The following is a 14,809-nucleotide window of genomic DNA, read 5'->3' on the forward strand; positions in this document are numbered from 1 at the left end:
CCTCGGGCGGAGCGCTCCTCACGGATGAATCGCACGGATTCCCGGCAAAAGGTCAGGGCGCCGTATTCAGACCCGGTAAAAAGAAGTCGCAAACAAAGGTAATGGTCGAACGGGGCTCGTCCGCCGCGAGCGCCGCCGCTTGTTCTTCGGCGCTAGCGTCTGCCTCGCAGAGTTCCACACCGGCGGCTCAGGTGGATCGCTGGACGTTTGCGGTCCTACATCGAGGCGAATTAAGGGTACTTCTCATGGAATATGTCATCGTCGCCGCCGCCGCATTGGTACTCATATGGCTGGTCCACGCGACCTTGGACGGGCAGGCGGTCCAGCGAGTGCTGCCGGTGCTCCTCATCGCGTTCGCCGTCCGCCTGGCGATCCATGTCCTGGTGATGCAGAACCATGTCATCGAATACGGCGGCGACAACATCACCTACGAGTCGAGGGCCATGGAGGTCGTGGCGTTCTGGAATCGCGAGGGATTCCAGTTCGTGACGTCCGACGACATCGGCTCGCTCTATTCCGCGGCAGTGCCCTGCAATGTCTTCGCGCTCGTCATCTACCTGTGCGGAGGCCCCGCCCCACTGGCCTGCACGGCCGTTGTCGCGCTGCTCGCCTGCGCGCTGTGCCTGATCATGTACAAGCTCGCCGGCCTGGTCGGCGCCGACCGGCGCGCGGCCTTCTGGCTGCTCCTCCTGACGGCGTTCATGCCGGCGTTCCTGCTGCACACCTCCGACATGTTCAAGGAGGGGTTCAACGCGTTTCTCGTCGTGGCCTCACTCGGCCTGGGAGTCTCGAACCTGCGGCGTTTCGACCTGCGCAAAGTGCTCTTGCTGGTGTTGTCGTTGTGGGCGCTGTGGTACGTGCGCCCGTACATGGTGTTCATGTGCGCGATGCCGATGGTCCTCGGCTTCGCCGGTGTCAAGCGAGCGTTCTCCCTGCGCGGCATGCTCGTGCTGATGACACTGCTGATCCTGCTTCCCTTCGGGAACCTCGGTGACAGCGCGCCGGTCGAGGCGATGCAGCATCAGCTGGATTACGGCCAGTCGGAGACCTTCCGGCAAAGCAACGCCATCGGCGGTTCGGGTGTCACCTTCGATGACGGCGGCAACCCCTGGAACCAACTCGGGCTCAAGGTGGTCTACACGCTCCTTTCCCCGTTCCCCTGGGCGGACGGCAGCCTGACACTGCAGCTGGGCAAGCTCGATGCGCTCATCTGGTACTTCCTCCTTTACAGCGCGGTGCGTGGAGCCGTCTGGCTGTGGCGCCACGATCGCGCGACCGCCTGCTATCTCCTTCTGTTCATCGTTCCCAGCACCATCGTCTACGCGACCACCATGGCGAACGTCGGCCTCATCTTCCGCCAGCGCATACCGATCGTCATGGTCACGAGCCTGCTGGCCGCGGTCGCGTGGTCCAGGGCGGCCCGGCGAGAACGGGGCCGCCCGATTCCGGCGACGCCGGGAGAGCGCCGCCTGCCCGTCCTCGGCGGTGGCTCGCGATGAGGGGGCGGCTCGCGATGAGGGGGAGGCGCCAGACGAGTGGTCTTCACGTGTGCGAGGTCGTCAAGACCCTCGACATGGGGGGCGTCGAGGTGCTTCTGGTCGAGCGGCTCCGGCAATCCCGCAAGAGGAACAACCGCTACACGGTCGTGTGCATGCGGGCGGCGACCGGAGAGCTGATCGACCAGCTGGAAGACCTCGGCGTCCACGTCGTCGACCTCGGGTCACGGGCTCGGCTCCTCGCCTGCGCCAGGCTGGTCACGACCGTTCGCCGTCTCGCGCCCGATGTCCTCAACGTGCACTCCCCGCTGCCCGCCTTCATCCTGCGGCCGTTCGTCCGGCTCGGTCGCTGGCGCCCGGTCATGGTCTCGACCGTTCACTACATCCGCGACGACCTTCTCAGGGCCCGGCGGCCGGACGCGCTCCTCGGACGCGTCACGACCAGGGCCAGCACGTTCCTCGACTGCCTGACCCGGCGCCTGGACGACCAGATCGTGGCCGTGTCGTCGCGGGTCGCACGGTCGTCCACCCGGGGGGCCCGCCCGGTGCTGACCCGCGTCCACGGCGTGGACGTCGCCGAGCAGCGGTTCTGGGCGGAGCGGCGCGACGCGGTCCGGCGCGAGTTCGCCGTGCCGGAAGGGGCGTTCCTCGTGGTCTGCGTCGCCAACTTCAGGCCGGAGAAGAACCACTCACTGCTGGTCCAGGCCGCGGCCCGGGTCCTCCTGACCCGCGCGGACGCCGTCTTCCTCCTGGTCGGCGACGGCCCTCTGCGGGAACAGGTCGCCCGCGACATCGAGCGGCACGGGGTCGGCGGCCAGGTGCGCATCCTGGGCCGGGTGCCGAGGGCGAAGAGGCTGGTCGCGGCGGCCGACCTGGTGGTGCTGAGCTCGCTTCACGAGGCCCTTCCCGTGGTGGTCATGGAGGCGCTCGCGGCGGGGGTGCCGGTGGTGTCCACCGAGGTGGGAGGCATCAGCGAGCTCGTCCACTCGGGCCGCAACGGCATCCTGACGGATCCGAGGTCGTCCGGGGCCCTGGCGGCGGGCATCCTTGAGGCGATGGAGCCCACGACGCATCGCCGGCTACGCGGGGGAGCGAACGCCGGCTCGGCGACCGTGGACATGGCCGGCACGGCCGAGTGGTTCGAGGATCTGTACGAGGAGCTCGCGCGGACGACGCGTCACCTTTGAGAGCGCCGGCGGCCTCACCGCCGCGTGTGGGCCGCACAGTGCTCCACCGTGTCCGCGCGGTCGCCCGCCGGTGCCGATATCCGCTGGAGCAAGGCCATCCAGACGCCTGTGCCGAGAACGGAGACGAGCAACGTCCCCCAGGCGAAGGAGAGCGCGGTCTGGAGGGCGCCCGAGGAGGCCCGGTCGGCGATGAGGAGGGCGCCGAGGAGGAGAACCCCTTCGGCCGCGAGGTAGGCGAGCCTCCAGCCCGGCCTGCCGAGGGCCAGGGGCAGCACGTTGGACCAGCACACCATTCCCTTGACGCATGCCGCCGCGACGAGCGCCGCCGCCACCGCGCCGATTCCGGCGTACTCCCGCCCGTAGACCAGGCGGAGGACGTCGCCGATGACCGGGAGCACGACGAGGAGTGTCAGGACCCCCGCCACGGTGAGCAGGGCGGTCGCGCGCATGAGGTCCCGGCGGGCGAGGGTCCTCTCCTCTCCCGCCGCCGCGGCGCGGGCGAGGCGGGGATGCAGCATGGACGCGACGGGCATGACCAACGTCGAATACAGCCGGCCGGGAGCTGATGCGATCTTGATGATGGTCACGAGGGTGGAGCCTCCGAGCAGTCCCGCGACCGTCAGGATCCCGGAATCAGACACCTCGGACAGTGCCGTCCCGCTGGTCGCCTTCACGGTGAAGGCGACCAGACCCGCCGGTATCGGGACCTTGGCCGCTGACGGCCCGATCTCCGCCAGCAACCTGCGGGCGCCCAGCGTGCCCACCACCGTGGCGGTCACCACCGAGCCCAGTGCCTGGCCGATCAGATAGCCCAGGGGGCCGCCGGCCAGGAGCCCGCCCAAGGCCAGTAGGAACGCGAGGATCGCGCAGCCCAGCCGGAGCAGTCCGAGATCATGCAGCCGGTTGGCCAACGGGAAGGCGGCGCGGACGGCTCCGTTGGCCGCCAGGGATCCGCGTGCGACGAACGCGAGAGCGAGCATGAGCGCGAGATCGGTGCTCACGAAGCCCAGCAGGCGCGCTGTCATCACCGCCGCGAGACAGACGCCGATCGCGCTCACGCGGATCGTCAGATCCCAGCGGAGCAGGCGCGTGAACAGCGCGAAACCCTGCCCGGTTCGCCGCTCTTCGAGGGGGACGTATCGCTGGACCGTGTTGTCCAGACGAGGGTCGCACAGCAGGAAGCAGACGCTCGCCACCGATTGGGCGAAGATGACCTGCCCTGAGATCTCGGTGCCGGTCATCCGCACCAGAGCGACCAGGCCCAGCGAGGACAGGACGGCCTCGACCAGGCCGGCGGCGGCCAGGGAGGTGAACGTCCGCAGATGGCGCCCGGCGGGCGGGCGCATCCGGCTGACCTTGTGATCGAGCGGGCTCACCATGGTCTACGGGCGCGGCTCACCGGGGAGCCGGCCGTAGCTCCCTTCATGACGTCTCCGTGGACAGGCGCGGCCTGCCGGGCATGAGGTTCATGTAGCGCTCCTCGACGCGGCCGGCCACCAGCGACCAGTCGAGGGCCGACGCGGCCCGCCTGCCGCGTTCGATCAGCTGCGCACGGGATGTCTCGTCGTCGAGCACCGCGCGCAGCTGCGCCACCAGGGCCGCCACGGACCCGCTGCGGAAGGTGCGGTACGCGCGTGGCTCGATGACCGGCTCGAGTGAGGCGTCGGAGGAGACGATGACGGGGGTGCCCAGCGCGAGGGCCTCCAGAGCGGCGGTGGGGATTCCCTCCCCGATGGAGGGCAGCCTGCGTGAGGAGAGCACGAAAACCTGGGCGCGGCTCACCAGCGAGTAGACGCCGTCCTCGGAGAGGTGCCCGGCGAACCGGATCCCGGAGCCTGTTCCCGCGAGCCTTTCGAGTTCGGCGCGCTCGACGCCGTCGCCGGCGATGACCAGGCGCGCGTCGGGACGGTGGGCGCGCAGCTCGTGGAAGGCCTCGATCGTCAGCGCGTGGTTCTTCACCTTGTTCAGAGAGCCGACGCTGACGATCAATCCTGATTCGGCAGGCTTCCGCCCGCGGAACCAGGTGACGCGGTCGAGATCGAGGCCGCTGGACATCGTGTAGATCTTGTGGGCCGGTATCCCCGCTCTGACCAGGTCCGCCGCCGGCCGGGCGCCGATGGCGACGAATTCGTCGACATGGCGGAAGGCGAACGGCATGATCGGCCGGTGGCGCGTCGTGAGCGCTCCGTGGACGGTGAGCATCAGGGGCACCCGCAGTCGCCGGGCGGCGGATCCGAGGGCCAGCGCCTCACGGTGGTCGCCGTGCAGGTGGACCACGTCGAGGTCTCCGGCGTGAGACAGCGCACGCGCGCACTCCATGCCGAAGGCGACCACGTCGGACCTCCTGGAGACGGCGCGGCTGAGACGGTTCCGCACCAGTGGCAGAGTCTCCGCGCCGTCCGGCGCCGCCCCCCGCCTGTGGGCGACGATCACCTTGTGGCCGCGGAGGAGCTGCTCATGGGTGAGGCGCTGGATGTGACGTTCCAGGCCGCCGGGCTCTGGCGGGAGCCGATATCCGATATGCAGAATTCGCATGGCAACCACTTTCGGGTGGATCTCCGGCCGCGTCGCGCCCGGAGGTCGGACAGGAGATTCGATCGGCCCGCCGGCGCGAACCCCGCGCGCCCGGCCGTACGGGCCCCGCATGCCTCGTCTCACATGCCAGAGGCCGTGGATCACTTCAGCTCGTACACGGTGTAGTCGCCGGACCGGAACGCGAATCTTCCGGCAGCCGGGTTCTGGACGGTCCGGCTTCCTTCGAAGAAGAGCCAGCGCACGCCGTAACGGTCGCGCAGGCGCTGGAGGACGGCTTCGGAGGGCGCCGTGAAGGCCGCGTCGTTCGCCCTGAGCAGCTCCTGGTCCCAGAAGGGAATGTGCTCCGGCGACTGTCCCTGACGCCAGCCGCGCAGATTCGCCGCGGTGTACGTCCATCCCTCGACCAGTACGCGCCGCTCGCTCAGCGCGGACACCCAGAAGTGGCGGCTGTCGCATGGGTCCTCGTATCCCCAGCGGCAGTGGGCGTTCGTGGCCACCAGGTCGTCCGGATCCGAGTGGGCGCGGAGCCACCGCCCGGCGGTCAGGGCGCCCGGAGGGACCGCCGGCGCGGCCACGGGCACGGCCGCCACCGGAGGGTCGTGCCCGGTGAGGCGGTCCACGGTCGACAGCACGCGCGCGTGCAGGTCGGCGGGCAGTCCGATGGCCGTGAGCATGGTGGTCACCAGAGCCCACGCGCGAAGGGCTCCCCTCGTGGCGATCAGGACCACCGACACCACCACGGCGACGGCGGACAGGGCGACGTAGGGACGGTACAGAATCGTGTCCGCCTGACCCGGGCTCAGGGGCACCCTGACCCCGCAGGCGACCGGGATCAGGTAGGCGGCGACCACCCCCGCGCCGGCCGAGCACAGCACCGACCTGAGCGAGACCCGCGCTCGCCGCAGCAGGACGAGCAGCCCGTGGACCGTGACGGTCACCAGATAGGGGTAGGCGCCCCAGAGGAAGAAGAGCTGGCTCCGGCCGGGATGCCCGAGCAGGAACATCGTGCCGAGGCCCGCCGCGCCGATGCCCAGCAGGAGGACCACCCCGGGCCGTCCGAGCGAACGCGGCCTGCTCGCCAACCCAAGGACGCCGCACAGCACGACGAACCAGCACAGTACATATATGAGAGTGATGCCGGTGACCGCCGCCACCGGCGGGTCGGCCTGGTCTCCCAGCCCCGTCAGCTCACCCCATGTCGTGCGCATGGTGAAGAGAGGGGAGACGACCAGACCCTGCCGGACGCCGCCGAAAAGGATGAATTGCGCATAGAGGCAAAGTGCCGTCGTCATGCCGAGGGCCGCGAGCGCCGGCCAGGGCGCGCGGCGCCGCCTGACCGCCTCCACCACGGCCACCGCCGCCAGACCCGCCGCGAGCAGCGGCAGATAGGACGCCTTGCCCCCCATCACCGCCAGGAGGAAGACGCCGAGCAGGACCCACGTACCTGCGGTCTGCCGCCGGCCCGCGAGGACGTCCATGAGGATGAGGACGACCGGGGCGAACAGGAGGGCGCCGAAGGTCTGGGTAGGACTCGTCCACGCGAGGTCGGGGACGCCTCCCCAGGTGAACGACCCGTTCGTGCCCAGGTACAGGCTCGGCACCGCGACGAAGATCGTGCCCGCCGCGGTCAGCGCCCCTCCGGCCCACGAGCCGGTGACGCGCCGTCCGGTCATCCCCAGCAGGACGACGAGAGCGGCCAGCATGGGCAGCATGGCCAGGCGGAACACCAGCACCAGGGGCTCCACCCCGGTGATCCAGCTCGCCGCCGCGAGGTGCGCGTAGACGAACCAGTGGTACAGCAGGGGTTCGCCGGCCACCATGGGCACCATTGGGGGCACATGGTGCTTCAGCTCACCGACCAGAGCCAGGTGGAACGGCATGTCGATGGAGGCGGCGCCGAGCTCCGGCCACGTGATGGCATGGGTCCGGAAGAAGCTGAGAGCGCTCCAGACGACGAGGAACGCGAAGAGCAGCGCGAGGCACCATGACCACCAGAGAGGTGCTCGTTCCCCCTCGCGCCCACGTCGCCAGTGCCGCCGCAGGCGGGGGACGCCGGCGAAGAGCACAGAGACGGCGATCGGCCACACCAGCACGAGCAATGGCATCCCGACGGCGCGTGCGCCGATGTAGAGGATGACCTCCACGCTGTAGCCGAGCGTCACCCCCAGTGCGATCTCCTCCGCCGCCGTGCGCGCTCCGCCGTACAGGGCCCGGACGAGCAGCGTGCCGGGAAGGGCCAGCCCCACCGCGACATAGGCGCCGAAGGCGGCCATGTCCGGCACGGAGACGCCGTATCGGCGCAGTACCGCCGCGACGAGAACCATCATGGACAGCCCTGGCAGCCACGCCGAGAGGTGGGGCGGCCTCCGGCGGCGTGGCTCGTGCGCCTGGGCGGTTCTCACCGGTTCGAGCGCGCTCGCCGGGGAGCCCTGAACGGGCGGAGTGTGGGCCATGCGTGCAAGCTTGGCGACGCTGTGACCCCGGAGCGGCGTGGACGCCCGCGCCCGGCGATGTCCTTGTCACTCCTTTATGCGCGCCAAAGGAGATGTCACCCATCGCGGTACACGGCGGTGGTCGCCACGCGCGTACGCCGGGGAGGGGTCACTCCTTCGCGGGTGCCAAGGAGGACGAGGGGCATACCGCCTCGGCCGTGACGGCGCCGCTCGGGGCCGCGTGCGCCCGGTGCCAGAGCTCGAACTGCAGGAGCGTCCACAGGCGAGCGCCGTGATCGCCGCCGTCGAGGTGCCGCCGGAGCAGATCGCGGACCGTTGACTGCCTGAACAGGCCCCTGGCGCGGGCGGTGTCGTCCGTCAGCACGTCATGGGCCAGCTCACGCAGCTCGCCGCGCAGCCAGGCGGCGAGGGGAACGCCGAACCCCTGCTTCGGATAGCGCATCAGCTTCTCCGGCAACCAGGGGGCGACGGCCCGTTTGAGCAGCACCTTGGTCTGGCCGCCGCGCACCTGGTACGCGGCGGGGAGGCGTGCCGCCCACTCCATCAGATGATGGTCGAGAAAGGGGGAGCGGGCCTCCAGGGAGTTGGCCATGGTCGTGATGTCGACCTTGACCAGCAGGTCGTGGGGGAGGTAGGTGACGGTGTCCACATCGAGGACACGGCCGAGGTCGGAGTCCGCCGACGAGGCGTCGAAGGCATCCTCCAGCAGCCCGTAGCTGTCCACGCCCGCCAGCCGCTCGCGGAGCGCGTCGCTGTAGATCTCCCACTTCTGCTCCGGTGTGAAGCACGACATCAGGCGCGGATAGCGCCGTGCGGGCGGCGTCGCGGCGAACTGCAACGTCCGGCCGAAGCGCCGGGCGAAGGATCCGAACCCGCTCCGCTCGACGATGAGAGAGCCGGCGCGGCCGGTCGCGGCCGCGAGGGCGCGAGGCATGCGTGGAATCCTTCTCGACTGGTTCATCACGGCATAGCGCCGGTAGCCGCCGAAGCACTCGTCGCCACCGTCCCCGTTGAGTACGACGGTGACGTGCTGCCGGCTCATCCGCGCGACGTAGAAGCTCGGAATCGCCGAGGAGTCGGCGAAGGGCTCGTCGAAGTGCCAGGCGAGGCGCGGCAGGACGTCCAGCAGGTCGGACGTCACGACGAGCTCGTGGTGGTCGGTCGAGTACCGGTCGGCCACCATCCGCGCCTTGTGGCGTTCGTCGTACCGGCTGTCCTCGAAGCCGACGCAGAACGTCTTGACCTTCTCCCGGCTCTGCATGGCCATGGCGGCCACGATCGCGGACGAGTCGATGCCGCCGGACAGGAACGCTCCGATGGGACGCTCGCTCACCATCCGGACGCGGGTGGCCTCCAGGAGCAGCTCACGCAGCCGCTCCTCCGCCTCCCGCTCGTCCACCACCGGCTCAGGCGCGCGGTCGAGGCGCCAGTAGCGCCGCACCGTCACCCGGCCCTGCTCCCAGATGAGCAGGTGCGCCGGCGGGAGCTTGTGCACGCCCTGATAGATCGACCAGGGCGCGGGGACGTACTGGTAGGTCAGGTAGTGATCCAGAGCGACCGGATCCACATCGCGGCGCATCGCGGGGTCCTGCGCGAGGGACTTCAGCTCGGATCCGAACCAGATCGAGGCCCGGTCGGACCGCCAGTACAGCGGCTTCTTCCCGATGCGGTCCCGGGCCAGGATCAGCCGCTGCCGGGCGCGGTCCCAGACGGCGAAGGCGAACATGCCCCGGAGCCGGTGCACCATGTCGGCGCCGTACTCCTCGTACAGATGGACGAGGCACTCGGAGTCCCCGGCTCCGCGCAGGCGATGTCCCTGCTGGGCGAGTTCCTTCCGGAGCTCCGCGAAGTTGTAGATCTCGCCGTTGAAGACCGCGACGACATCGCCGTTCTCGCTGTAGACGGGCTGGTCGCCGTTCGCCACATCGATGATCGCGAGCCGTCGCATGCCGAGCGACGCGTGCTCGTCGTCGTGGAAGCCGGAGCCGTCGGGACCCCGGTGAACGATCACGTCGCACATGCGCCGGACGAGATCGGGGTCGGGGCGTGACGTGGACGCCATCCCCGCTATCCCGCACATCTACTTGACGCCGCGGATCACGTGAAGCCCGCGGCGCCGCTGGATCGACACCTCGTGCAGGGCCAGGTCCTTGGCCCACCGCGCGAGACGCCGGCGGGTCTGCGGTCTCTCGTATCGCGGCGCGAGCCAGTCGAAGGTGTCCAGCACCGACCAGTTGCGCATCGTCCGGGCGTCCTTCAGACCCAGATGGCGATGGGTCGCCACCGGGACGAGGCGTGCCAGGCACGGCCCGGCCTTCGGGACGGCGCCGAGGGCCAGGGAGATCGGCAGCAGCCGTGGCACGGCGCTCTCGACCATCCCGTAGAGCCTGGCCGGAGGAATGCTCCTGGTGAACGGCCGCAGCAGCTGTCTCGGGTGCGGATAGGCGATCAGCGCGGCGTACACGTCGATGCAGAACCGGCCTCCCGGCCGCAGATAGCGGAAAAGCGTCTTGAACGTGCGTTCCACGTCGGGCGTGTGCTGGATGACCCCGAAGCAGAACAGGAAATCGAACGACTCCTCCGGGAAGGGCATTTCGTAGATGCTGGCCTGGACGAGCCGCAGGTCGGGGAAACGGCCGTTCGAGGCGGCGTTCGCGTGTACGGCGCTCGAAATGTCGAACGACGTCACGAGGGCACCCGTCTCGCACAGCACCTCGGTGAAACGCCCGGCGCCGCTACCGCATTCGAGCACCGTCTTTCCGCGCAGCTCGCCGGCGGTCCAGCCACTCGCGCCCAGCAGCCGATCGCGGGAGATCGGCATGCCGGAATGGGAATCGAGTTGCGTCAGACGATGCCGGTTCCACTGGTATCCGAATCCTTCGGCGTAGTTGTCCGGAGGAACGAACCGGGGGATGCCGTGGTCGATGGGGTACGCGACCCGGCACGCGTCGCAGCGCAGCTCGCTCCCGTTGCGAAGCGCACCGTGGCAGCGGGGGCAGCGCAGCGCGTGGTACCAGGGAATCCCGACACCCGTGTCGCCGGGCACATGTTTCGAAAGCGTCATCAGACTGCCAATCCAGCGAGAAAGGAAAGGGGCCACGCGCGGCCGGGTCTTGGATTACCAGCCCATACTACGGAACGTGACCGCATAGTTGCGTTCACGTGGTGGCCGTGTCTCCGGGCGTGCCGCCGTGACCGGGCGAGAGACCGCGCCACTTCGGCATCCGCGCCTTTTGCCCGGTAATGCGCGACCTCTTGACCTGGACAAAGGCTGGTAAGAATAGCGTTGAGGCGGAGCGTCCATGTGCTTCGGGTGATGCTGCGGTTGCCACGCTTGCGCGCATGACCACGACTCGGCCTCTTCGTCCTTCTTCGCCACGCCCACGCGCGACCGGGCCGCATACCCGGGAGGTCCGTAAACGGACGTGGACGCTCTGGGTGGCGTTGCTCGTCTGCGGGGCGGTCGTGGCCGCCATCGGACCTCTCGGAATCGGCCGGGCGACGAAGTCGCTCGCGAACGCCGGCCGGGTCGCCAACGTCCGGCCGGAGGTCATCCCGGCCGCCGGGAAGAAGGCGGGCGGCTCCGGGAAGGCGCACCGGACGAAGAAGCCGGCGGACTCGCGCGGGCCGAAGAAGCGGGCGCGATCCCCGAAGGCGCAGGGGCCCGAGGATGTGGCGCGCAGCCTGCGGAGAACGCGGAACCTGGAGAAGGCGGCGGCCGGCTTCCAGAAGGCGCACGGGCGGGGAAAAGGGGTCGGCTTCCAGAGGGCGCAGCAGCAGGGAGGCGCACGCGGCGGGCGCGCGGCCGCCTGCCCGCCGACCTCCGTCATCTGCATAGAGAACAGCCTCCCGGGCAACCCCGCCTCCGAGTGGGACGTCCCCGGCGCCGGTGACAGCAACATCCAGGGCTACGCCACGCAGATGAGCGTCAACATCGGCGAGACCGTGCAGTTCAAGGTCGACACCAACGCGACCGCCTACCACATGGACATCTATCGCATCGGTTACTACAGCGGCATGGGGGCGCGCAAGATCGCGACGATTCAGCCCTCGGTGCCGCTACCGCAGACGCAGCCGGCATGCCTGACCGACCCGGCGACCGCCCTGGTCGACTGCGGCAACTGGGCGGTGTCCGCGTCCTGGGCGGTGCCGAACACCGCCGTCTCCGGCGTCTACATCGGCAAGCTGGTCCGCGATGACGGGACGGCCGGTGCCAGCCATGTGATCTTCGTGCTCCGGGACGACGTCCGGAACTCGGAGCTGCTGTTCAAGACCTCCGACGCCGCCTGGCAGGCGTACAACGCCTACGGCGGGAACAGCCTGTACTACGGGAACGCGCCGATCGGCCGCGCCTACAAGGTCAGCTACAACCGCCCGTTCACGACGAACTGCTGCACCTGCTGCCTGGGCGACAACAACACATGGTTCTTCACCATCGAGTACCCCATGGTCAGGTGGCTGGAGGCCAACGCCTACGACGTCAGCTACTTCTCGAGTGTCGACACCGCCGCACGGGCACCGCTCCTGCTCCAGCACAAGGTCTTCATGTCCGTCGGACACGACGAGTACTGGTCCGACGATATGAGAACAAATGTGGAGAACGCCCGAGATAACGGGGTCAATCTGGCCTTCTTCTCGGGGAACGAGATGTTCTGGAAGACCAGGTGGGAGCCCAGCATCGACGGCACGTCGACCGCGTTCCGCACGATGGTCTGCTACAAGGAGACACACGCCAACGCCAAGATCGATCCGAGCCCTCAGTGGACCGGGACGTGGCGCGATCCGCGTTTCTCCCCGCCGTCCAACGGCGGAAGACCGGAGAACGCCGTGACGGGGACGTTGTTCATGGTGAACGGCGTCGTGAACGACTCGATGACCGTGCCCGCCACCTTCGCCCAGATGCGGCTGTGGCGGAACACCTCCGTCGCGAACCTCCAGCCGGGCCAGGTGGCGACCTTCCCGGCGGGGACGCTCGGCTTCGAGTGGGACGAGGCCCCCGACAACGGATTCATGCAGCCGGGACCCGTGAAGCTTTCCAGCACGACCCTGGCGAAGCCGACGCAGTATCTGCTGGACTTCGGCAGCACGTTCGGCGCCGGGGTCGCCACGCACAGTCTCAAGCTCTACAAGACCGCGAGCGGCTCTCTGGTGTTCGGGGCGGGCACCGTCCAGTGGGCGTGGGGGCTGGACGCCAACCACACCTATCCGGGCACCCCCACCAGCATCGACATGCAGCAGGCGACGGTGAACCTCTTCGCCGACCTGTGCAACTGCCAGCCGGTCACGCTGCAACCTGGTCTGGTCCCGGCCACCCAGTCGACGGACACCGCTCCTCCGACCTCGGCGATCAGCAGTCCGTCGACCGGCGCCTCCTTGGTGGGCGGCACCACCGTCACCGTCCAGGGAACGGCGGCCGACACGGGTGGCGGGGTCGTGGCGGGCATCGAGATCTCCTTCGACGGCGGCACCCGGTGGTTCCAGGCCACCGGGCTCACCAACTGGCAGTACGACTGGGCCCCGCCCAACATCTCCGGACCGGTCGCCATCATGGTGCGGGCGGTCGACGACATCGGCAACCTCCAGGCGGTCCCGACCTCGATCACCGTCAACGTCACCGTGCAGTGCCCCTGCACGATCTGGCCGCCGACGGCCGTGCCCACCATCGTCTCGGCGAACGACACGAAGTCCGTCGAGCTCGGCGTGAAGTTCCGCGTGACCACCGCGGGGTTCATCAGAGGCATCCGGTTCTACAAGGGCACGACGAACACGGGCACGCACACGGGCGAACTCTGGACCTCCACGGGACAGTTGCTGGCCACCGCGACGTTCACCAACGAGACCGCGTCCGGCTGGCAGCAGGTGAACTTCTCGGTGCCCGTCCCGGTGAGCATCAACACCACCTACGTCGCCTCCTACTTCGCGCCGAATGGCAGGTACTCCTACGACCTCTCCTATTTCCAGACAGGCGTGGTGAACGGAGCGCTCACGGCGCTCGCCAACGGTGTCGACGGGGGCAACGGCGTCTACCAGTACGGAGCGACCAGCGTCTTCCCCACGAGCACGTACCAGGCCACCAACTACTGGGTCGACGTGGTCTACACGCCGTCCAACAGCCTGTGGGACAACTCGGCGGTTCCGGCCGTCGGCGCCGCGCCGGACTCCACCCCCGTCACGCTCGGCGTGAAGTTCCAGGCGAACACCACCGGAGAGATCAGGGGAATCCGGTTCTACAAGGGCGCGCAGAACACCGGCACTCATATCGGCGGCCTGTGGACCACCGGCGGCCAGTTGCTCGCCAGCGCGACCTTCACCAACGAGACCGCGTCGGGCTGGCAGCAGGTGAACTTCGCGACGCCCATCTCGGTCACGGCCGGCACCACCTACATCGCGTCCGCCTTTACGGCGTCGGGACATTTCCCGTACACGTTGCAGTACTTCAACACCCAGTACAGCAACCCGCCGCTCCTGGCGCTGGCGAACGGCGCGCAGGGGGGTAACGGGGTGTACAACTACAACGCGACCAACACGTTTCCCTCGAACTCCTACCAGGCCACCAACTACTGGGTCGACGTGGTGTTCGCGCCGTCCAACAGCCTGTGGGACAACTCGGCGGTTCCCGCCGTCGACTCGCATACCGATCCCAGTCCGGTCGTGCTGGGAGTGAAGTTCCAGGCGACCACCAGCGGGACGATCAGGGGCATCCGGTTCTACAAGGGCTCGCTCAACGTCGGCACCCATATCGGCAGCCTGTGGACCACCGACGGCCAGTTGCTCGCCAGCGCGACCTTCAGCAACGAGACCGCCTCCGGCTGGCAGCAGGTGTTCTTCGACACTCCTGTCCCGGTGACGGCGGGCACCACCTACGTCGCCTCGTACAACACGACGACCGGGCACTTCTCGTACACACTGCAGTACTTCAACACCCAGTACACGAACAACCCGCTCCTCGCGCCGGCCGACGGCGCGTCCGGCGGCAACGGCGTGTACAACTACAGCGGGACGAACACGTTCCCGTCGAACTCCTACCAGGCCACCAACTACTGGGTCGACGTGCTGTTCGACCCCAGCAGTTAGCCGCGGGTCCCCCCTCCCCCTGAGACGGGGGAGGGGGGAGGAGACGCCAGGTGGCGGGCGGGGA

General features: G+C 68.9%; 8 protein-coding genes. 3 read left to right on the forward strand and 5 right to left on the reverse strand.

Features of this window, described 5'->3' with window-relative positions; translation table 11 throughout:
• Positions 1 to 191: 191 nt before the first annotated feature.
• Positions 192 to 1,499 (forward strand): hypothetical protein, encoded by a 1,308-nt coding sequence (locus tag ACOZ38_RS13400; RefSeq protein ID WP_424530780.1) that lies wholly within the window; start codon positions 192 to 194, stop codon positions 1,497 to 1,499.
• A gap of 47 nt (positions 1,500 to 1,546) precedes the next feature.
• Positions 1,547 to 2,683, forward strand: a complete 1,137-nt coding sequence (locus ACOZ38_RS13405; protein WP_424530782.1) for a glycosyltransferase — start codon at positions 1,547 to 1,549, stop codon at positions 2,681 to 2,683.
• Between the two features lie 14 nt (positions 2,684 to 2,697).
• Here the strand turns inward: ACOZ38_RS13405 and ACOZ38_RS13410 are convergent, their stop codons facing one another.
• From ACOZ38_RS13410 to ACOZ38_RS13430, 5 genes are all read right to left on the reverse strand, one after another.
• Positions 2,698 to 4,029 carry a hypothetical protein gene (locus ACOZ38_RS13410; RefSeq protein WP_424530783.1) on the reverse strand — a complete coding sequence of 444 codons (1,332 nt, stop codon included), beginning with the start codon at positions 4,027 to 4,029 and terminating at the stop codon, positions 2,698 to 2,700.
• Positions 4,030 to 4,105: 76 nt separating this feature from the next.
• Positions 4,106 to 5,218 carry a glycosyltransferase family 4 protein gene (locus tag ACOZ38_RS13415; protein ID WP_424530784.1) on the reverse strand — a complete coding sequence of 371 codons (1,113 nt, stop codon included), beginning with the start codon at positions 5,216 to 5,218 and terminating at the stop codon, positions 4,106 to 4,108.
• Positions 5,219 to 5,358: 140 nt separating this feature from the next.
• Positions 5,359 to 7,671, reverse strand: coding sequence for a hypothetical protein (locus ACOZ38_RS13420; RefSeq protein ID WP_424530785.1), 2,313 nt, complete (start codon positions 7,669 to 7,671; stop codon positions 5,359 to 5,361).
• A gap of 148 nt (positions 7,672 to 7,819) precedes the next feature.
• A complete protein-coding gene (gene asnB / locus ACOZ38_RS13425; RefSeq protein WP_424530787.1) occupies positions 7,820 to 9,751 on the reverse strand; it encodes an asparagine synthase (glutamine-hydrolyzing) in 1,932 nt (643 codons plus the stop codon).
• Positions 9,752 to 10,735: a methyltransferase domain-containing protein gene (locus ACOZ38_RS13430; RefSeq protein WP_424530788.1), complete on the reverse strand. Its 984-nt coding sequence runs from the start codon at positions 10,733 to 10,735 to the stop codon at positions 9,752 to 9,754.
• A 374-nt stretch (positions 10,736 to 11,109) separates the two neighbouring features.
• On the opposite strand from ACOZ38_RS13430, the gene ACOZ38_RS13435 reads away from it, so the two are divergent.
• Positions 11,110 to 14,745, forward strand: a complete 3,636-nt coding sequence (locus tag ACOZ38_RS13435; RefSeq protein ID WP_424530789.1) for a DUF4082 domain-containing protein — start codon at positions 11,110 to 11,112, stop codon at positions 14,743 to 14,745.
• Positions 14,746 to 14,809 lie beyond the last annotated feature (64 nt).

Origin of the sequence: Sphaerisporangium viridialbum (assembly GCF_049674955.1) — a bacterium.
GTDB classification, from domain to species: domain Bacteria; phylum Actinomycetota; class Actinomycetes; order Streptosporangiales; family Streptosporangiaceae; genus Sphaerisporangium; species Sphaerisporangium viridialbum.